General features: G+C 36.5%; 18 protein-coding genes and 1 pseudogene. 10 read left to right on the top strand and 9 right to left on the bottom strand.

From position 1 onward, the window contains the following. Positions 1–158: 158 nt before the first annotated feature. Complete coding sequence (locus WA249_RS01910; protein WP_336166183.1) at positions 159–1,532, bottom strand: ABC1 kinase family protein; 1,374 nt, start codon at positions 1,530–1,532, stop codon at positions 159–161. 233 nt (positions 1,533–1,765) lie between these two features. Beyond that, positions 1,766–2,068, bottom strand: coding sequence for a hypothetical protein (locus WA249_RS01905; RefSeq protein ID WP_004792622.1), 303 nt, complete (start codon positions 2,066–2,068; stop codon positions 1,766–1,768). Between the two features lie 189 nt (positions 2,069–2,257). Here WA249_RS01905 and ybaK point away from each other — a divergent pair, with 189 nt between their 5' ends. The 8 genes from ybaK (at position 2,258) to WA249_RS01865 (ending at position 10,930) form a co-directional block, all read left to right on the top strand. Then, complete coding sequence (gene ybaK, locus WA249_RS01900; RefSeq protein WP_336166180.1) at positions 2,258–2,722, top strand: Cys-tRNA(Pro) deacylase; 465 nt, start codon at positions 2,258–2,260, stop codon at positions 2,720–2,722. A gap of 629 nt (positions 2,723–3,351) precedes the next feature. After that, positions 3,352–5,499, top strand: a complete 2,148-nt coding sequence (gene mtlD / locus WA249_RS01895) for a bifunctional mannitol-1-phosphate dehydrogenase/phosphatase (RefSeq protein ID WP_336166179.1) — start codon at positions 3,352–3,354, stop codon at positions 5,497–5,499. 105 nt (positions 5,500–5,604) lie between these two features. Continuing rightward, complete coding sequence (locus WA249_RS01890) at positions 5,605–6,231, top strand: 2'-5' RNA ligase family protein (RefSeq protein ID WP_336166450.1); 627 nt, start codon at positions 5,605–5,607, stop codon at positions 6,229–6,231. After that, complete coding sequence (gene cobU / locus WA249_RS01885; RefSeq protein ID WP_336166178.1) at positions 6,219–6,737, top strand: bifunctional adenosylcobinamide kinase/adenosylcobinamide-phosphate guanylyltransferase; 519 nt, start codon at positions 6,219–6,221, stop codon at positions 6,735–6,737. The genes WA249_RS01890 and cobU overlap by 13 nt, the downstream gene beginning before the upstream one ends. Before the next feature lies 1 nt (position 6,738). Beyond that, positions 6,739–7,794: a nicotinate-nucleotide--dimethylbenzimidazole phosphoribosyltransferase gene (cobT, locus tag WA249_RS01880; RefSeq protein ID WP_336166177.1), complete on the top strand. Its 1,056-nt coding sequence runs from the start codon at positions 6,739–6,741 to the stop codon at positions 7,792–7,794. After that, positions 7,787–8,386 carry a histidine phosphatase family protein gene (locus tag WA249_RS01875; RefSeq protein WP_336166176.1) on the top strand — a complete coding sequence of 200 codons (600 nt, stop codon included), beginning with the start codon at positions 7,787–7,789 and terminating at the stop codon, positions 8,384–8,386. The genes cobT and WA249_RS01875 overlap by 8 nt, the downstream gene beginning before the upstream one ends. A gap of 125 nt (positions 8,387–8,511) precedes the next feature. Then, positions 8,512–10,080, top strand: a complete 1,569-nt coding sequence (locus tag WA249_RS01870; protein WP_336166175.1) for a histidine-type phosphatase — start codon at positions 8,512–8,514, stop codon at positions 10,078–10,080. A 106-nt stretch (positions 10,081–10,186) separates the two neighbouring features. Further along, positions 10,187–10,930, top strand: coding sequence for an adenosylcobinamide-GDP ribazoletransferase (locus tag WA249_RS01865; protein WP_336166174.1), 744 nt, complete (start codon positions 10,187–10,189; stop codon positions 10,928–10,930). Positions 10,931–11,000: 70 nt separating this feature from the next. On the opposite strand, the gene WA249_RS01860 is transcribed toward WA249_RS01865, so the two are convergent. Together WA249_RS01860 and WA249_RS01855 are read right to left on the bottom strand one after the other, a co-directional pair. Next, positions 11,001–12,110, bottom strand: coding sequence for a 3-deoxy-7-phosphoheptulonate synthase (locus WA249_RS01860; protein WP_013198033.1), 1,110 nt, complete (start codon positions 12,108–12,110; stop codon positions 11,001–11,003). A 96-nt stretch (positions 12,111–12,206) separates the two neighbouring features. Beyond that, positions 12,207–13,094, bottom strand: a complete 888-nt coding sequence (locus WA249_RS01855) for a sulfite exporter TauE/SafE family protein (protein ID WP_336166172.1) — start codon at positions 13,092–13,094, stop codon at positions 12,207–12,209. A 61-nt stretch (positions 13,095–13,155) separates the two neighbouring features. Between WA249_RS01855 and WA249_RS01850 the strand changes: the two are divergent. Further along, positions 13,156–13,272, top strand: a pseudogene (locus WA249_RS01850) (hypothetical protein). On the opposite strand, the gene WA249_RS01845 reads toward WA249_RS01850, so the two are convergent. The 4 genes from WA249_RS01845 to WA249_RS01830 all read right to left on the bottom strand — a co-directional run bounded on the left by WA249_RS01845 (position 13,247) and on the right by WA249_RS01830 (position 17,575). After that, positions 13,247–13,528 carry a DUF1634 domain-containing protein gene (locus WA249_RS01845; RefSeq protein ID WP_336166171.1) on the bottom strand — a complete coding sequence of 94 codons (282 nt, stop codon included), beginning with the start codon at positions 13,526–13,528 and terminating at the stop codon, positions 13,247–13,249. The pseudogene WA249_RS01850 and the gene WA249_RS01845 sit on opposite strands and share 26 nt — an antisense overlap. After that, positions 13,525–15,081, bottom strand: a complete 1,557-nt coding sequence (locus WA249_RS01840) for a PepSY-associated TM helix domain-containing protein (protein WP_336166170.1) — start codon at positions 15,079–15,081, stop codon at positions 13,525–13,527. The genes WA249_RS01845 and WA249_RS01840 overlap by 4 nt, the downstream gene beginning before the upstream one ends. Beyond that, positions 15,074–15,373: a hypothetical protein gene (locus WA249_RS01835; RefSeq protein ID WP_336166169.1), complete on the bottom strand. Its 300-nt coding sequence runs from the start codon at positions 15,371–15,373 to the stop codon at positions 15,074–15,076. The genes WA249_RS01840 and WA249_RS01835 overlap by 8 nt, the downstream gene beginning before the upstream one ends. A gap of 66 nt (positions 15,374–15,439) precedes the next feature. After that, on the bottom strand, positions 15,440–17,575 hold the full coding sequence (locus tag WA249_RS01830; protein ID WP_336166168.1) for a TonB-dependent siderophore receptor: 2,136 nt from the start codon (positions 17,573–17,575) through the stop codon (positions 15,440–15,442). A 220-nt stretch (positions 17,576–17,795) separates the two neighbouring features. Here WA249_RS01830 and lpxB point away from each other — a divergent pair, with 220 nt between their 5' ends. Continuing rightward, a complete protein-coding gene (gene lpxB / locus WA249_RS01825; protein ID WP_336166167.1) occupies positions 17,796–18,971 on the top strand; it encodes a lipid-A-disaccharide synthase in 1,176 nt (391 codons plus the stop codon). Here lpxB and WA249_RS01820 read toward each other — a convergent pair. Beyond that, positions 18,968–19,615, bottom strand: coding sequence for a CerR family C-terminal domain-containing protein (locus WA249_RS01820; protein WP_336166166.1), 648 nt, complete (start codon positions 19,613–19,615; stop codon positions 18,968–18,970). The two genes, lpxB and WA249_RS01820, sit on opposite strands and share 4 nt — an antisense overlap. Positions 19,616–19,660 lie beyond the last annotated feature (45 nt).

The raw sequence follows: 19,660 nt of genomic DNA, 5'->3' as shown, positions 1-19,660 counted from the left end.
TGTCGTTACTGACATTCAAAAAATGAGTAGATAAATGGCAAATAGAAAATAATAAAATTATAAGTTTTTGATTTTATTTGTTTAAAATTATTTAATGATTGGGTGTATTGAGAGGTATTGACTAGAATGACATGGAATCATTCTAGTCCTTTATTAAATTAAGCAAAGTTACGAATCATACGTCGCACATTTGTTTTTGCATCAATAACTGTCATAAACGTATAGGCCCCAATAAACTTACGGCTAATAAACATAAATTCTTTTGGAGGAACCGAGAAATAACGTGACGCCATTGATTTACTTGCTTGCTGCATAACACGGCTATGTAATTGGCTTTTCTTCCAGTCATAACGTTCATGTTCATCCATAAGGCCAGCGGGCATATCTGGATTATTTGCAGGGGTACTAAATGCTTCTGTCGCGATTAAAAAGACATCGGCCATGCCGGGTTTAATACTTTCAGGCATTGCATCAAAAAACTCATATCCAGTCATGGCTTGTACCATCGCATTTTTATCATGCTGATAACCTGCCTGAATTAAATTACGTGCAACCGATAACAAGTGTTCATCAAACTGACGGATAGCACCAAAATCTAATAGCACAATTTTGTCTTGAACGTCTTGACCATTACCCAAACGAACAAGGTAATTACCAAAGTTAGGGTCAGTCTGCATTTCACCCCATTCAAAAATTTCACGAACTGCAATTTCAAGGGAAGCTTCGCCGAGTTGATTACGACGCTCTTGAGGCAAAGACAACATCACAGGGCTATTGATTGGAACACCGCGTTCGAAAGTCATGCAAAGTACTTGATTGGTGCAGTATTCATCTATAATTGTCGGAACAATATAACGCTCGTCATCTTTTAAGCGTTCACCGAAACGACGGGTAGTGGCAGCTTCAACATCATAGTCAACTTCGCGATGCATCATTTCACGTACTTCATCAAACCACTGATCAAATTCACGGGTTTGTGGAACCATACGTGTCAGTTTAAGCATGTTTTTAAACAAGCTCATATCTGAATCAATTGCATTTGCAACGCCAGGATATTGGATTTTTAAAACTAACTCTAAGCCGTCTGATTTACGTGTTGCACGATGTACTTGTGCGAGAGATGCAGTACCAATTGGTTCATGATCAATCGTTAAATCATTTAATTTAGCACCCAGTTGCTCTTGTAGATGTGGCTTAATTGCAGGCCAATCTAAGGCAACAGTTTGGTTATTTAGGGTATTTAATGCTTGTGTAATTTCTTCTGGTAAAAAGTGTTCACCATAAAGAGCCATCATTTGGCCAATTTTAACAATAGAACCCTTAAGTTTACCTATTTCAGAAACCAGATAATTAGCTTGTTCGCTCATCGCTTTTTTACGTTTCTTTTCTTTTTCTTCTTCATTAGAAAATAAAGAAGAGGCACTTGCAGTTGCCCAACGTGTTCCTGCAAGTAAAGAAGCTTTCGCGATTGATAAGCGTCGATCCATGGAAGAAGTTTTTAAACTCTTAAGCTTATCTTTCTGATTTGACATGAAAATAGAATCCTATGCGCATCATGCAGCCAAACGCTGGTGATCTAAAATTGTAACGAATATTACATGTTTTGAGCGTATTAAAATAGTTCTCTCAGACTGAATGATAGGCCGAAACGGTCATCTTTATTCCAATAATTCTTAAATAGCCTAAGTAATTTGAAAATTTAAGAAATTAAAACAATTCAGATGAGTAAAACTAAGATAAAACAGATCTTTGATAACAAAATGGATTACATTTTAAATTGAATCTTTAATTCAGATTTCTGCATCAAATGCAGGCGATTGGTCTGAATATGTTGCAATAACATCTGTTTGACTGAATCATGCATAAAACCAAGTGCATGAGCTTTTACTATAATGATGCTAGGAAGGGTATAAAAGAAGTACTTAACATCATCAAGAGTTGCGTTATTAAAAATACCTTGTTCAATTAACGTCTGCTGTAAAAATTGCTTTTCATTTAATACAGAATCTGAAGATTCATCCCAAAAACGGTGACGCATTGCCATCAGATTGTTGTGTTTATAACTCATAAAATTGTCAGCTCAGACTTCAAATCTAAATAAAATATATGGAGTCGAGCAACGAATATCAAGTTGAGATTATTTTTTCTTCAGTTGCTGTTTGAATTTTTATGTAACTCTTATAAATAGCCTAAGCAAATTTAAAAATTTTTTAAAAAAACTATAATCGAAACAATTTCATCTATAACACCACTTATCATGACTCCTGCATGTAGATTGTTAAAAAGTAATAAAATCGACTTTTCTATTCATGAATATGAACATGATTCAAATGCCAAAAGTTTTGGATTAGAAGCAGCCGAAAAATTAGATTTAGATGTAAACGAAGTATTTAAAACTCTAATGGTAAGTGACGATAAGAATTATTTCGTTGCTGTCTTGCCAGTTAATCACCAATTAAATTTAAAAAAAGTAGCTACGGCGTTTGGATGTAAAAAATTACAGATGGCTAATCCTAAAGATGCCGAACGTTTAACAGGATATTTAGTAGGAGGGATTAGTCCTTTAGGCCAAAAGAAACGATTAAAAACTGTCATTGATGCATCAGCTCAAAACTTTAATAAAATTTATGTAAGTGGTGGAAAAAGAGGGCTGGATATTGGTTTAAATCCAAAAGATTTAGCTCAGCTTTTAAATGCTCAATTTGTTGATGTGCTTGATTAATAATAATGACTGAAAAACATACTTTAAGAACTAACCATGATTCTCTATCTATATTGAGAAAATACTTTGTTGCAGATCTTTTTTAAAAAAGAGAGAAGCACAAATAGTGAAGAAAAAGCTTGAACTATTAAATGAAAATGATTATCATTATTGTTAATGGCGATGTAGCTATTTCCTAAAGGAGCAAAGACATTGGTTGTAATATCAATCTTATATTCTATTCGTTCATGCTCATTTTCTTACGAATTTTAGAGTTATACCAGAAGCACCAACAATGAGAATAGCGAAAGGTGAGTTGATTCCTGGTATGTGACACCTGCGAGACATTATAAAAATATGCAGGTTCAAGTAGCGGTAAATGGAACTAAGAAAAATAAATACTATCAGCGCAACAAAAAGAATAAACCAAGAGTGGCAAGCGAGGATGGCTTGCCACTCTTGTATTTACAGTTAGCTTCATACTTATTTATATTGTTCAACCTTTTTAGAGTTTTAACTCTGTTCAGTAACAGATCTCTTATATTTTTGATTAAAAAATAACCACTAATGTTTCATTTATTAATATCCCGCCTTTTTAACCAATTTTTTGTATACCCTGAATAAAACATGATCAAAAAAGAGGTAAAAGCGTGCTTATTTTTCATGGAAAACCTGTTCATGGAGCAATTTTTGATATGGATGGGACAATGTTTGATACTGAGAGGTTGCGGTTTCAAACATTGCAACATGCATCTCAAGAACTCATTGGACAGGAATTTTCACACGAATATTTAATGCAATGTTTAGGTTTAAGTGCAACTACTGCTGAACAATTGGCTCAACGTTTATATGGCGTAAATGTTCCCTATAAAGAAATACGAAAAAGAGCCGATGAGATGGAACTCGAATATATTCGAAAACACGGCGTACCGATTAAGAAAGGTTTGGTTCAAGTTTTAGAACGTTTACGAAAATCTGGTTTAAGAATGGCTGTTGCGACTTCAAGCCGCAGAGCAATTGCCGAAGAATATTTAATTAATGCGAATGTTTATAAGTTTTTTGATGTGATTACCTGTGGTGATGAAGTAGAACAAGGAAAGCCGCATCCAGAAATCTTTTTAAAAGCTGCTAGTCAACTTCACTTGGATGCTAATCAGTGTCTTATGTTTGAAGATTCTGAAAATGGTTTAACTTCAGCTCACACTTCAAAAGGTTTGACGATTTTATTAAAAGATATTAAAGAACCAAATGATGAAATGCTGGAAAAAGCCGATTTTTATTACGATCAGATGTATGACTTGTTAACTGATCTCGACCAATTTATTCCTGTTATGGATATGCCAGAGATGCAGGAATCTTTTCCGCAAAGCCTAAATCAACTGACGGTTGGGATACACGGTTTCGGTGCTATCGGTGGCGGTTATATGGCGCAAATCTTGTCACATTGGGATGGATACACCAAACCAAAGAAAATCATTGCTTCAACACGTAATAGTCTTTTTCGAGAAGCCGTGAATGCATTTGGAACTTATAGTATTCGCTATGGGCAGTTTTCTTATGATGAACGTATTGAGAATATGACCATTGTTGATTCTGACAATGAACAACAAATGTTAGAGATGTATACACATTCAAGTTTGATTGCACTTTGCTTACCTGAACAAGCGATTGAGGCCGAGTCAAAAATGATAGCAAAAGGATTATATGCTCGTTTTAACTCTCCACTTGAAACATGTATAGAACCGTTAACTTTTTTAATTATTTTAAATAAAGTTGGCGCCAAATATTTGGTGATGAAGCATCTTAGAGAAGCTCTACTAGAGTTAACCAATGATGAAGACGTAACTGAGCATATTTTAAAAGAACATTACTTTTGCGACACCGTTGTAAACCGTATGGTTTCAAAATTGTCTAATCAAAATCTCTATCGACAGCTTCGCATTAAGCATCATTTTCTTGAACAGCATTTATCTGATGTGGAGCATGAAGAACAAGTCGAAATTGAAGATTGCAATAAACTTTCCCAAGATCAGCAAAATCAGGCATCTTTATATGTTGATAACATGCGCCGTAATTTCCAACCAGGTCATATATTACAAAGCATGGATCTAATTCTGTTTCACAGCGAAACGGATATGCCAATTTATGTAGAAAAAGGCAGCCCTTTACTCGAAAAGTTACGTCAAGTTGTCTTGGTTAATCAGATTACGGACATTCAATTAATCAAAAACCGTCTATGGAATGGCGTGCATGCCATGCTTGCTTGGTACGCATCTTTAGTAGGTTATGAATCTATTGGTGTTGCTATGGGTGATCATTCAGTTAAAGCATTTGCAGAAAACTTAATTAGAGAAGTAAAGCAAGGGCTTGCAATTGTATTACCTAACTATGCAAAAGATTTGGATCGCATGGCACAGAGCTTTCTAGACTCATGTGAATATGCTTTTAAAGACCCGTGTCAGCGTGTGGCAAGAGATCCACTTCGCAAATTAACTCATAATGAAAGAGTAATTGCGTCAATTGAGATGAATATAGGTCATGATTTGCCTTATAAAAACCTATTAAAAGGCGCTGCGCTAGGGTATGCCTATGCGATTCAATATTTAGAAATTGAAGAGGCTGATGCGATTAAGCATTTACAACAGCAAATTCATAAATTGGATATGAGTACTGCCCAAAAAAGACAACTTGAAGTTGAGTTAACGCAATTAGTTCAATATTTATTTTCTGAACAAGGCAAACAGCCTTTAAACATGAATATTACCAACTCCAAAAGCACGCGTACTCAGTATGCTTAAGTTCGTTTAAATAATTAATGTTCTACAACTGAAAGCCAAACATGCTTTAATACGAAAATTGAATGATTTTGAATTAAAGCTGTGCTGCTAAAACCTTCAACGTTCATGGTGCCAACTTCTATACGGGATTATCCCGAATGGCATTTTGGGCGCCAAAATTATGCTTTATGGTATTTAGAAATTAATGATCAAAAAATAGTTGATTATTTAGATGCCTTGCGCGCGCATTTTTCAGAATTCTTATTAGAACCCAATAGCCGTCAATATCATATCACGCTGTTTATATGTGGATTTTTAACACACGAAACTGAACTCTATAGTGATGACTTTAGTTTGAGTGAATTTGAGCAGCAAAGAGAAATCTTAAGAAAAGAGAATTTTTCCTCATTTCAATTAAAAATTGGTTCAATTGATAGTTTTACTAGTGCTTTATTTGTAGAAATCCAAGACACCGAAAATATTTTATCTCAAATACGTCAAAAGTTAGATTTAGTTTCTCATGAAATTGCCGCTTTAGAGTATTGTCCGCATATCACTTTGGGATTATATGAAAATGCCTATAGTAGTGATTTGATTTTACATAAAATTTCTGAATTACCTGTACAATACAAACACGCTGAATTTGATCTTAAGTTCGAGCATCTAACATTTGGTTATTATCAAGCTCAAACTTTACAAGGTAAGTTATATCCATCTCAGCATTTGTTCTTAGGTGATTCATGTTGCAACTGATTTTGGGTGGAGCCCGTTCTGGCAAAAGCCGACTGGCTGAACAAACGGTAATAAATACGCAATTAGCTGTGACTTATGTTGCTACGGCGCAAGCGCTTGACCCAGAAATGCAAAGTCGAATTGAACACCATCAAAATCAGCGTCCTGCTCACTGGTCTTTGGTTGAAGAACCATTATATTTAGCAAATGCTCTACAAAAAATTGATAGTCCTAATCAAATTATTTTGGTGGATTGTTTAACGCTTTGGCTAACCAATTTGTTACTTTTAGATGATCAAAGTATTCAACAATTTGAATGTGAGCAGCTGTTAAAAGTTTTACCTAAGCTTGATTCAGAAATAATTTTAGTAAGTAATGAAACAGGACTTGGGGTTGTCCCGCTCGGTGAGATAAGCCGCCGTTTTGTCGATGAAGCAGGCAGATTACATCAAGCTTTAGGACAAATTGCAGATAAGGTTGTGTTTTGTGTGGCGGGTTTTCCAATGATTTTAAAAGGTGAGAAATAAAATGAACTGGTGGTTAGAGTCTGTACAGCAACCAAATTTGGACGCAAAACAACAAGCAGAGCAACATCAACTCCAACTCACAAAACCTACTGGTGCCTTAGGGGATTTAGAACTGATAGCAGTTAAACTTGCCAGTTTACAGTCAAATGCACATCCACAAGTTAACCATCCATGGATCACCATTTTTGCGGGCGATCATGGCGTGGTTGAAGAAAATATCTCTGCATACCCTCAAGCCGTAACTCGTCAAATGCTGCAAAACTTCACGACGGGTGGGGCAGCAATTAGTGTAATTGCCAAATATCATCAAGCTCATTTGCAAGTGATTGATTGCGGTACAGTAGGTGAAGCGTACGAATACGCAGGCGTTGAACGTCATTGTATTCGTGCTGGTACGGCAAATTTTGCCAAACAAGCTGCAATGAATGCAGATGAATGTCGTGCTGCTTTAGAGTTAGGTAAAAATAGTGTAGATACGGCTAAAGCCGAAGGTGCAGATATTTATATTGCTGGTGAAATGGGAATTGGAAATACCTGTTCTGCTTCTGCCTTAGCATGTCTTTTATTAAATGATACTGCCGAACAATTAACTGGAGTCGGGACAGGAATTGGTGCCGATCAGTTAAGACATAAAATTGAAGTCATTGAACAAGCAATCGAGCTTCATCACAAACATGTTACTGGTGATGCGTTCAAAACATTGTGTGCAGTTGGTGGATTGGAAATTGCGGCGATTGTGGGGGCATACATTCGATGTGCGCAGATTGGCTTACCTATCATTGTAGATGGCTTTATTAGTTCGGTCGCTGCTTTATGCGCGGTACGAATGAACCCTAAAGGACGTGATTGGATGTTATTTGGCCATCAATCGGCAGAGTATGGTCATCGCCGTATTTTGCAGGAACTCAATGCAGAGCCGATTTTAAAAATGAATTTGCGTTTAGGTGAAGGCAGTGGTGCAGGTGCTGCCTTAGGATTAGTTAAAATGGCATGTGTATTACACAACCAAATGGCTACCTTTGCTCAAGCTGCCGTAAGCGGGGATAAAATTGGGTAAATTCAAAATTGATTTGCTCAGACATGGCGAGAGTCAATATAGCCATACTTTACGTGGACATTTGGATGATGAGTTAACGGAAAAAGGTTGGCAGCAAATGCAGTCAACCATTGAGCAAGTTACAAATCAGCCATGGGATGTGATTGTTAGTTCCTCATTAAAACGTTGTGCTTGTTTTGCTGAGCAACTTGCAAAGACAACTCAGCTACCTTTACTTTTAAGCCATGACTTAAAAGAAATGTATTTTGGTGAGTGGGAAGGCATCTCAACTCAGCAAATTTATGAAACTTCACCGGAATTACTAGCAAATTTTTGGCAAAAACCGAGTCAATATTGTCCACCGCGTGCAGAAACATTAATGCAATTTCAAACAAGGGTGCTTAAAGGCTTTCAGGAACTACTTGTACATATGCAAAAGCAAAATTGGCAACATGCATTGGTTGTTACCCATGGTGGCGTGATTAAGCTATTGGCCTGTTTAGCCACGCAACAACCTTTAGATGATTTACTGAAAATGCCGGCAGAGCTTGGGAAATTATATTCATTCGAATTTTCTGAAACAGATGGTCAATTAACTTTCATGTTGAGATAGCAATTTTATATTTCTCTACACATGTAAGTTATTATTTTTATAAAAGATATTTGAGTGATTGTAATAGAACTGTCATTGCTAAAAATTAAGCTATTGACATTTCTTATTAATCACTCATCTGACTTATGAATATTTTATTTAAAACGACTGTGCTCGCAGCATCATTATTACTTGCAGCTTGTAACAATAATAATGATCAAGATGTTCAAACTACGCCATCTACAAATCAATCAAAATATTATCAAACAAAAACACCCTACCAACCACAACAAGAAATAAAAAACTATGAACAAGCACCCAACGGGTTCCAACCAGTTTTTACAGAGCTAGTTGCACGTCATGGTTCAAGAGGACTCTCAAGTCTGAAATATGACTTAGCGCTTTATAATTTATGGAAGCAGGCAAAAGCAGAAAATGCTTTAACGCCGTTAGGTGAGCAGTTAGGAGCTGACTTAGAAGCAATGATGAAAGCCAATATCTTATTGGGCTACGGTGTTGAAGGTATTCGCCAGTATGGTTATGGAAATGAGACCATGACCGGTATTTTAGAACACCGTGGCATTGCAGATCGTTTATTGCAACGCTTACCAAGTCTTTTAAATTCACAAGCATCTATATTGGTACAAAGTTCTGGGGTGGATCGTGCAGTAGATAGTGCTAAATTCTTCACTGCTGAACTCATTCAACAACAACCGCAACTTAAAGATAAAATTGTACCAACGCCTTATACCAATTTATCGAGTGCAAGCGTTCCAAGTGTTGAAGATGGTGGTGTTGATCGTTTTAAACTCTATTTTCATAGTTTGAATGCAGATGAAGACTTGACTCAACCATTGAGTGTTAGTCAACAAAAGATTTATGATGCTAGTCAGACCTATCAAGATTTTGAAGAAAATAATAAAGATTTAGCCCAAAAGTTAGATGAGTTATCAAAAAATACAGCAGCTGAAAAAACAGCCCAAACTGTACTTAATCCGATTTTTAAAGCAGACTTTATTAAAAAACTGGGTACAACAGGTTATAGCTTTAGCAATACCGGATCCTTTACGGTAACTTCACCAAAAGGTGAGCAAATTACAGAAAAAGGTAAGGGTAAAAATACAATTGCCAGTGCAGTTGATACAGCAGCTTATATTTATGAGCTGTATTCAATTTCTGGTGGCATGAAAGATGAGTTAAAAGGTATCAATTTTGATAAATATATGCCGTTAGATGCTGCAAAATTCTACGCTGAATTTAATGATGCAAACGATTTTTACGAAAAAGGTCCAAGTTTTACAGAGTCAAATCAAGTCACAAGTGAAATTGCTCAAGGACTTAAACAGGACCTGTTCCAACAAGTTGACGCCGTGGTGAATAAAGCTCAGCCTTACAAAGCAGTTTTACGGTTTGCCCATGCTGAAATTATTATTCCTTTGGCAACCAGCCTAGATTTACATAATATGATGCAGCCTTTACCACTTCGCCAGACCTATAATTACTCAACCAGCGCATGGCGTGGTGAAATAGTTTCACCTATGGCGGCAAATGTCCAATGGGATATTTACCAAAATAGCCAAGGCAATACTTTGGTAAAAATGCTTTATAACGAAAAAGAAACTTTGTTCAAATCTGCATGTAACTATGCACGTTATACACCAACTAGTTTTTACTACGACTACATTAAATTGAAACAGTGCTATCAAATGCAATAGATTTTCAGTTTTTGGAGTCTTTCATGGGAATAGGGATTGCTATTCCCATTTTTATTTCTTCATAATCCAATTTGCTTTTAAATATAGATCAGTTAGAGACTTGGATATGACACCTTTTTGGATTGCATTGCAATTTTTAACTGTTCTGCCTATTGAGTTAAAGACAATGCCGACGGCGCAACAAAATGGTCGAGCTATTTTGTTTTATCCACTGGTTGGACTGATTATTGGTGGCGTTCTTTTTCTTACGTCGTGTCTTTTAGTTAAATTACCCGTTCTTTTACTTGCTGCTATCATACTGACTTTATGGATTTGGCTGACAGGGGGATTGCATTTAGACGGACTGGCAGATACAGCAGATGCGTGGGTAGGTGGTTTTGGAGACAAGCTACGTACTTTACAAATTATGAAAGATCCAAGTTGTGGTCCAATTGGAGTGCTGAGCTTAGTTGTTATTTGTTTGCTCAAGTTTGTACTGGTCTATGTGTTGATTGAACAGCATCAAGCATTATTTTTAGTCTTTGTTCCTGTACTTGGACGTATTGTTCCATCCATTTTATTTTTAACTACGCCGTATGTTCGTGAAAAAGGTTTAGGCCGTTCTTTGACCGATCATTTACCAAAAACTGCTTCATGGATAATAACCGCGTTAGTTTTGCTGCTACCTATCTATTGGGAATGGCAAGGGCTTATTGCCGTAGCTGGCTTTTTAATGGGCGTTGTTTATTTAAGACATCTATTTATAAAACGAATAGGTGGTATTACTGGCGATACAGTCGGGGCAGCAATTGAGCTTAGCGAAACCCTGCTACTTTTTGCTTTTGTGGTGAGTTATTTTTATTTAGTTTGATGTTGAATTCCGACAAAGAAAAAAAAGCCCTCAAGAATGAGGGCTTAATTGATCTTCTTAAAAAGATGAATTAACGATTTGGTAAAACGTCTTTTAAAGCTTCATGCATTTCAAGTAATGTTTTTTCAGTCGTTTCCCAGTCAATACAGCCATCAGTTACTGATTTACCATATTCGAGATCACAAAGATTTTCAGGAATATCTTGGCGGCCGCCTTTTAAATGACTTTCAACCATAAGACCAACAATTGACTTATTACCATCTAAAATTTGTTCAGTAATATTCTTAAGAACAAGAGGTTGTAAGTACGGGTCTTTATTTGAGTTCGCGTGGCTCGCATCAATCATGATTTTTGTGCTAACTTTTGCTTTCGCTAAAGCATTTTCTGCTTCTTCAACAGAGCCAGCATCGTAGTTTGGCTTACCATTACCACCACGTAATACTACGTGCGCGTAAGGGTTACCACTCGTATTAATAATCGAAACTTGTCCGTCTTCATTAAGACCTAAGAAGCTATGACCATATTTAACAGACTGCATCGCATTGGTTGCAACAGTTAAACCGCCATCTGTACCATTTTTAAAACCTACTGGTGATGATAAACCAGAAGACATTTCTCGGTGAGTTTGGCTTTCGGTTGTACGTGCACCAATTGCAGACCAAGAAATTAAGTCTTGGTAGTACTGCGGAGAGTTCGGGTCAAGTGCTTCAGTTGCACATGGTAAACCTTTTTCATTTAATTCAAGCAAAAGCTTACGACCAATACGTAAACCTTTTTCAATATTAAAAGAGTCATTCATGTCAGGGTCATTAATTAGACCTTTCCAACCAATTGTTGTACGTGGTTTTTCAAAATAAACACGCATAACTAAATACAATGAATCTTTAACCTTTTCACTTAATGCTTTTAAACGATCGGCATATTCGTGAGCAGCTTTTGGATCATGAATAGAGCAAGGACCAATAACGACAAACAAACGCTTATCTGAACCATCTAAAATATTACGAATGGTATCGCGACCTTTTAGAACAGTTTGTGAAGCAACATCAGATAAAGGAAGTTCTGATTTAAGCTCGGCTGGTGTTACAAGAGTTTGAATGCTTTTAATATTAACGTCGTCGATATCTGGCTTTGAAACGGAATTTGAATGTGTAGTCATTGCTGTCACTGGTTCGATCATACTAAAGGTTGTTTTGTGTACTGAATATACCATGAAATAATTATGAAAATCCTACATCTCATGGTATTTCAGTTTGGAAAAATCTTATTGATTTTGCTATCTTTCAGTTGAGTTGCTTGTTTTTTCGGCAACCACAGCTTGTTGTTGTACCACAGGTGCTTTCGGTTTTGCTTTGACTGGGTGAACCATAAAGTTAACACCGAGGGCAAATAGGGTAATCCCTAAAATTTTTCGGATTAAACGTTCTGGCATACGAGAACTAATTAGCGTACCAACAATAATTGCAGGAATTGAACCCACCAATAACCACATAAGAAGCGTAAAGTCGACGTTACCAGCACTCATATGTCCAAGGCCAGCCACTAAAGTGAGCAATACGGCATGTACAACATCTGACCCAATAATTCGAATCATTGGTAAGTTCGGGAACATGATCACGAGTGCCATAATTCCAAATGCACCAGCACCGACTGATGAAAGCGTTACGAATACACCTAAGATGATACCCATAACCACGATAAAGCTACGTTTCTTATGGATAGCTAAATGCTCATTCTCAGTTTGAGTGACTTCTTTACTTCTAAAACGATTAAAGAACTTCTCAATACGCGAGCGGAAAATGATAGATACACCAGTTAAAGTCAGCATAAAACCTAACACCATGGTGAGCACAGCTTTATAGTGTGTTGACTGACTTAAATAATGCTCAAGTACCCATGTGGTTCCAAAAGATGCAGGAATACTGCCTACTGCTAACCATAAAACAATTGGCCAGACAATATTGAGCTTTCTAGCATGAACCATTGATCCACAAAATTTTGAAATTGCGGCATAAAGTAAATCGGTACCAATTGCGATATGAGGTTCAATTCTAAAAAGGCCAATTAAAATTGGTGTCATTAATGATCCACCACCAACTCCTGTAATCCCTACACAGAAACCAACTAACATACCCGCTAAGATAAATTCAAAAGCACCAGACATCTTTATCGCCACTTATCACGAAACGCACATATCTTATTCCTTTTAGAGATAAACAGTTGTCATGAATAATGATTTGCTTATGCAAAAAAAAGCTAAGCAATCATAATATTGCTTAGCTTGTTCTATTTTTCATCATTTTTTTAAAGAAAAGCTTATTTTGAAGACTTTAGAGGATTAACTAAAAGTATAAGAATAAAAGTTAATGGCGTTACAAAGATCCACCAACTGACAAAACCAATTGAAAATTTATAGTGTTTAATCAGAATAAATGCACATAAACCAAATAGCATGAATGCAGCTATTTTAAAGTGTCGATAATACTTTTGAGCTATCGATTTGAAATGTCCTGTCGATTTCGGTGATCGATATTTTTCGCTCGCCATAAATAACAAATACATCCCTAATAAGATTAAGAGGAAAGCTATAAGAATCATGAGCTCACCTCAGTATTTAATTTATTCAACTTTTTTTGAATCTTTTCTACAGCTTTATGTTGGATAGGTTGAATTTTGAAGAATATAAAAATTGCTAAAGCTGCAAAGATCCACAAAAATACATCTACACGTGCAAAGGTCCAATAATCTCTGAGGCTTTGAACATACTCATGTTTAAGTAAATAACTTAGATTCAAGATGGGAAGTGCAATACTGAGCATAATAAAAACGCAAAGTTGAGTTCGCCACAAATGCTGCTTTTTAGTGAATAAAGCAATGATCAAGCTGATTAACCAAACTAAGAAAAAGCTATAAATTTCATAATTGATCGTAGTTGACGTAATTGTAAACAATCGATTGGCGCTTAAATAGGCGACAGTTGCACAAGGTAATCCTACAAACGCTGCAACATTTAAACGGTCAACTAAATAGTGCCCGAAATGAAACTTACTATTCTTATTTTGAATTTGACGTTTAAGACTCCAAAGTAACAAACCAGAGGCAATCATTACACAGCCTAAAATGCCTGAGAAAAAGAATCCTAAACGAAGTAAAGGCTGAGCAAATGTCGCCATATGCAGCCCATAGACACCCGCATTTAACGTTGCAATAGGACTATTATTACGTGTGTCTTCTAAGACTTTGCCAGTTGAAGCATTTAATGTAATTTGAGCCGGATTACGAGTGATTGAGTGATCTTCTTTTTGAAGAAAAGTAATTTGCGCCTGATTAGTATTCGGTTTTTTTACACTAATCGTTGATAAAGGTTGATTACCCCAACTTTGTTGAACTTGACTCAATAGCTTATCAATAGCTAAGTTTTGAGCAGGCTGAATCGATTGGTTCTCAGGCACAGTTTTTGTACGTATTTCGGTAAAATATTGATAAGGGTTTTCAGGGTAAATCTTTTGCATTCCCCAAGGCAGATATAAATAAAAGAAAATTGCTAAGCCCGTAAATGTAATTGTTAAAAAGAAGGGCAGTGCAACGACTGAAGAAATATTGTGAAAGTCTAGCCATGAACGCTGAGACTTAAATGTTCGTAAAGTAAAAAAGTCGGTAAATATTTTTTTATGGGTAATAATGCCTGAAACCAAAGCAATCAGCATAATAAATGCGGCAAGACATACGACTAATCGTCCAACTATTATTGGAATGCCAAAAAGTTGGTAATGGAAACGGTAAAAAAAATCGCCGCCTAGAGTTGCCGAAAGTTGAAGTTCTTTTCCCGTGTTAGCATCAAGTGTGGCATTGCCATAACCGCCGTCAGCTTTTTCCCAATACATAGTGTTGACGGAACTTTCAGGTGTAGCCACAGTTAAATACCAAGACTTGGCATCTGGAGCGTTTTCTTGTAAATATTGATATGCTGTTTTAATAGCAATATCTTGCTTTACCTCATATTGCGCAAGTGCTGGTTGCATCCATAAATTAATTTCATGGCGGTAGTAGGACAAACTTCCCATTAAGAAAATGGCAAATACGAGCCATCCAAAAATTAAGCCAGTCCATGAGTGGAGCCATGCCATAGATTGACGTATACCTTTATGCATAACCCACCATACGCGTTGCAAAAAAGAAAAGGGCACACAAAACAATTGATAGCCCAGTGAGTTTCAAAAGTGATTGAACGCAGAAACCAACGATCACAAAGATGACGTAAAATAGAATTGCTATAAATGCTGCTAGATATATAGCTTCAGCTTTGGCGAGGGTCAAAAGAAAAATTCCAATGAGTCCAAGACTTAAATATGCCATACAGGCAAAACCCATACCGAAAACTAGCAAGAATCGATAGAAAACTTTTATACGATATGACACTGGGAGATTTACAGTTTTGGACATCTTTACTGACACATACACAAAGAATAATAAATAAAGCCAATCCCTAAATTGAGATTGGCTACGATATTAATATTTAAACTTTACAGCAACTGTATAGTTGGCAGAAGGGCCGTAAAAAGCTTGGCCATCTGGAAAACTATTTAAATATTTCTTGTCAAAAATATTATTACCATTTGCCTGAAGCGTAATATGATCGTTGACTTCATAGCTCGCCATTAAGTTAACTAGAGCATATGCATCTTGTTTAATCGTACTGTTAACATTTGAATCATATAACTTTATCCCATCTTGCCATTGTAAGCCTGCACCAACTTTTAGCTTCGGTAAAACTGGTGGCGTGTAGGTGGTTAGCACGTTAAGTGTCTGGTTTGGATTATAAGTTCTTGCCTCGCCGCTATTTTTAATATCTTTAATACTAAATTGAGCATAGCCGAAGGAAAGATTCACATTATTTGTGATTTGACCTGATAAGCCGACTTCTACACCTTGTGATTCTAAATCACTCGTTGGTACTTTTCGATTAAGTGGATTTCCATCAGAGCTGCGTAGAGGGTAATTATTTTGTTCAGTTTTAAATACTGAAAGTGTTCCTGTTAAACGGTCATCTAGCCATGAACTTTTTACGCCCATTTCATAGCTTTTACCATCAATAGGTTTTAAAGCTTGATTGGTATCTTTATCAATACCAGTTTGAGGACGGAAAATTGAGGTGTAACTCATATAACCTGTATATTCAGGTGTAAAGTTATAAGTTAGTCCAACATATGGTGAGACTTTACTTTCACTATATGACATTGGTGAACCATAACTTTCACCTTTACTTTCAGCTTGGACATAGTTTGCCCCAAGTAAAAGTTTTAAATCTTCATTAAGATGCAAGCGTGTCGCAGCATAGATGGAATTAATATTCTGCTTATAGTTTGCAGCTTCTGTGAAATCTGACCAAGTTATAGATTGCGGTGTCCAACTTGACCAATCCGTGGTGGTTGATTTTATAACGTTACTATCATTAATCGTTCCTGTAGATTGTTTATCTTGCTGATGACTACGTACATAGCTGTAGCCTAAAGATGCCTCATGTTCTCGATTGAAAAGTTTATATGTTCCTTCGAGATTAAAATCGACAGCATGTTTTTCTTGGTGCTCTTGACCACCCCAAGGGGTTAGAGAAACACCTGATCCATCAGCTTTTGGATAACCATAATAATAAAGAAGACGACTATTATGCTTGGTATCAAGATAGTTATAGGTCAGCTTAGCGGTCCACTGATCATTAATTTTTTGCTTTAATTCAACAAAAGCATTTTGTGTTTCATTATCCCAGTGTGCCCAGTCAGGGTTAGGGTTATATGAGCGGTCATATGAAATTTGTTTACCATTGGCATCTAGCAAAGGCAGAGCACCCCAGTTGTTTGCATTGGGTTTATTTTGTTCTTGGCTATAACCAGCGGTCAGTAAAGTACTATCTGTCAAATCAGCTTCAATAATGCCTGCGAAACCATTTCTCTCTGACGAATATCGATCAAGGTAAGAATCACCAGTTTGCTCATAGCCCATAATACGGACACGTACTTTTCCACTCGGTATTATTGCGCCAGAGACATCAGCTTCATAACGCTGAGTATCCCAAGAACCATAACTTACACCGCCACTTGCTTGGAATTCTTGAGTCGGGCGTTTTCTAATATTATTGATTGTTGCGCTCGGATCACCGAAGGCGTTAGTTAAAGAATCAGCACCTTTAACGACTTCTACACGATCATAAAAATAAGTATCAGGATTCGTATTGTTGTAGTTATAACCTAAGAGGGGAAAACCCACGCCGTCAGTTAATATATTTGAAATCTCAAAGCCGCGAGCCATATAAGTGGTTCGCTCAGTTTCTTGATTAGATACGGTTACACCTGGAGTATTTTTTAAAACATCTCGGGTACTGTTAAGTCCGAAATCTTCAATTTGCTGACGAGTAACAACATTAATAGTTTGAGGGGTTTCTTTAGCCTCAATATTAAGCTTAGTTGCGCTACTCGAGTTTTTAACATTGTATGCTTTGGTCTGTTCAGAAGACTGCTCAGCATTTGATGCTTTAACTTGAATCGTCTGTAAAGCTTGTACCTCTGAGTCTTGAGCATAAGAGAGGTTCGCATAACAAATCGCGCAGGCGATTACGGTAAGCTTAAATGGTCGAGGTGGGGTATTCATAAGATTAAAGATAATGTAAATAATTCTCATTTATTTTATTGTTTGTAAATGTAAGCTACAATTGAAATTGCATTGTTAATTTAGATTAAAAGATGGTGAATGAATGTAATTTTAGATAGCTTGTGCTTTGGTTGCTCTTGGTAAGTACATATAGATCAAGTTCAAGATTGATAAACCTCTATGCTAGAATGCATTATTTCAAATTCTTAGGTAAATCGCCTTGGCAAACCGAAAGCTTAAAATAAGCATTGTAGTTGGGGAAGTTTCTGGAGATACGCTTGGTGTGAAACTTATGCGTAGTTTTCGAGAACAAGGAATCGATGCCGAATTTGAGGGAATCGGTGGTCCTCAAATGATTGCTGAAGGTTTTAACAGTTATTACCCAATGGAAACTCTGTCTGTGATGGGGATTGTTGAGGTATTAAAAGACTTAAAAAAATTATTCGCCGTGCGGGATGGTCTAATTAACCAATGGACTCAAAATCCAGTTGATATTTTTATTGGTATTGATGCACCAGACTTTAACCTCAGACTTTCTAAAAGTATTAAAGAAAAGAATCTTCCAATAAAAACAGTTCAATATGTCAGTCCTTCAGTTTGGGCGTGGCGTCAAGGACGTGTTCATGGCATTAAACAGAGTATAGATTTAGTACTTTGCTTATTTCCTTTTGAAAAAGTTTTTTATGAACGATATGAAGTTCCAGCAGCATTTGTAGGCCACCCATTAGCTAAACAATTGCCACTTGAAAATCCAATTCAAATTGCCAAACAGCAATTAGGTCTTAATGAAAATCAAAAACATATTGCTTTGTTGCCAGGTAGTCGAAAAGGTGAGGTAGAGCGACTTTTACCTATGTTGCTTGGAACTGCCAATATTCTGCATAAGAAATATCCAGATATTCAATTTTTAATTCCCGCGATTAACGATGCACGAAAACAACAGATTGAGCAGGGTGTTGAACAATTAGCGCCTCATTTGAAAACTGTAATTCATATTTTAGAAAATACAGACAGTGAATCAAAAGTTGGCCGTATGGTCATGAATGCAAGTGACATCATTGCTTTAGCTTCTGGAACTGCAACATTAGAAGCCATGCTCATGCATAGACCTATGGTCACTTTCTATAAGTTGCATTGGTTGACCTATATAATTGCTAAGCTTTTGGTGAAAATTCCTTATTATTCTTTGCCTAATATTATTGCGGGTAAAAAAGTCATTGAAGAGCTGATTCAGGCTGATGCTACACCAGAAAATTTAGCAACTGAAATAGAAAAACTAATGAATGTTGAGACAGCTCAAATTCAAGTGATGCAACATTTAACCATGCATAAACAGCTTATTTCTGGAAATACAGAAGATCCAGTACAGGCAATTTTGCAATGTTTAAATCGCTAATTTTTAAGATTTGATTGGCTAATTGCTTTTAGGCCAGCTAATGAAAATTTCTTAAAATGTTCAACTAAACCGTGTAATGGCATCTGGGCAATATTTTTAAGAGGCTCAGGTGCTTGAGCATTGGGTCCGGCAATAATAAGCATCATGCAAGGTGTCATCACGCTTAAAATACAAGGCAACACCGCTGGATCATTTTCATCTAAACCAGCAACTTGACTAATGAGCTTACGAATAAGAAAAAATTTCCTCATACCAGCAAGTTCAATAAAACTTAATAAATGTTCAGAAGGTGAGAACAACTCACGAATAAAGACTTTGCCATGCCAAACATCTTTTTCAGTTAATTTATGCAGCAAGGTCTCAAGTAATAAGCTTAGCTTTTCTTCTGGTGAGTGAGTACTTTCAACAAGTTCCAATAAATATTTTTCATCTAGATAGTGAGCGTGAGCTTCCAATAAAACTGCTTGATATAGCCCATCTCGACCATCAAAGTGATAATTAATTGCAGCTAAATCGACACTTGCAGCGTTAGCAATTGTTTTGTTCGCTGTCTTTGCAAAACCATATTGGGCAATTAAAGGTCCTGCTGCCTTAATAATTTTAGACTTGGTTAAGTCACCATCACTTCGCCTAGATCTGGACATATTTAACCCTAATTTTCACTCACCATAAAAAGTATATCTTTTATT

The sequence above is a fragment of the Acinetobacter sp. 161(2023) genome, from assembly GCF_037027805.1.
Taxonomy (GTDB): domain Bacteria; phylum Pseudomonadota; class Gammaproteobacteria; order Pseudomonadales; family Moraxellaceae; genus Acinetobacter.
The sequence above is the reverse complement of the archived record's forward strand: the minus strand, read 5'-3'. Positions and strand labels throughout refer to the sequence as shown.

Coding starts and splice junctions, on each gene's coding strand:
- cobT (WP_336166177.1), top strand. CDS start 6,739: ATGAACTGGTGGTTAGAGTCTGTACAGCAACCAAATTTGGACGCAAAA.
- ybaK (WP_336166180.1), top strand. CDS start 2,258: ATGACTCCTGCATGTAGATTGTTAAAAAGTAATAAAATCGACTTTTCT.
- WA249_RS01870 (WP_336166175.1), top strand. CDS start 8,512: ATGAATATTTTATTTAAAACGACTGTGCTCGCAGCATCATTATTACTT.
- WA249_RS01830 (WP_336166168.1), bottom strand. CDS start 17,575: ATGAATACCCCACCTCGACCATTTAAGCTTACCGTAATCGCCTGCGCG.
- WA249_RS01905 (WP_004792622.1), bottom strand. CDS start 2,068: ATGAGTTATAAACACAACAATCTGATGGCAATGCGTCACCGTTTTTGG.
- WA249_RS01835 (WP_336166169.1), bottom strand. CDS start 15,373: ATGTCCAAAACTGTAAATCTCCCAGTGTCATATCGTATAAAAGTTTTC.
- WA249_RS01820 (WP_336166166.1), bottom strand. CDS start 19,615: ATGTCCAGATCTAGGCGAAGTGATGGTGACTTAACCAAGTCTAAAATT.
- WA249_RS01890 (WP_336166450.1), top strand. CDS start 5,605: ATGGTGCCAACTTCTATACGGGATTATCCCGAATGGCATTTTGGGCGC.
- cobU (WP_336166178.1), top strand. CDS start 6,219: ATGTTGCAACTGATTTTGGGTGGAGCCCGTTCTGGCAAAAGCCGACTG.
- WA249_RS01845 (WP_336166171.1), bottom strand. CDS start 13,528: ATGATTCTTATAGCTTTCCTCTTAATCTTATTAGGGATGTATTTGTTA.
- WA249_RS01840 (WP_336166170.1), bottom strand. CDS start 15,081: ATGCATAAAGGTATACGTCAATCTATGGCATGGCTCCACTCATGGACT.
- WA249_RS01855 (WP_336166172.1), bottom strand. CDS start 13,094: ATGTCTGGTGCTTTTGAATTTATCTTAGCGGGTATGTTAGTTGGTTTC.
- WA249_RS01860 (WP_013198033.1), bottom strand. CDS start 12,110: ATGATCGAACCAGTGACAGCAATGACTACACATTCAAATTCCGTTTCA.
- WA249_RS01865 (WP_336166174.1), top strand. CDS start 10,187: ATGACACCTTTTTGGATTGCATTGCAATTTTTAACTGTTCTGCCTATT.
- WA249_RS01910 (WP_336166183.1), bottom strand. CDS start 1,532: ATGTCAAATCAGAAAGATAAGCTTAAGAGTTTAAAAACTTCTTCCATG.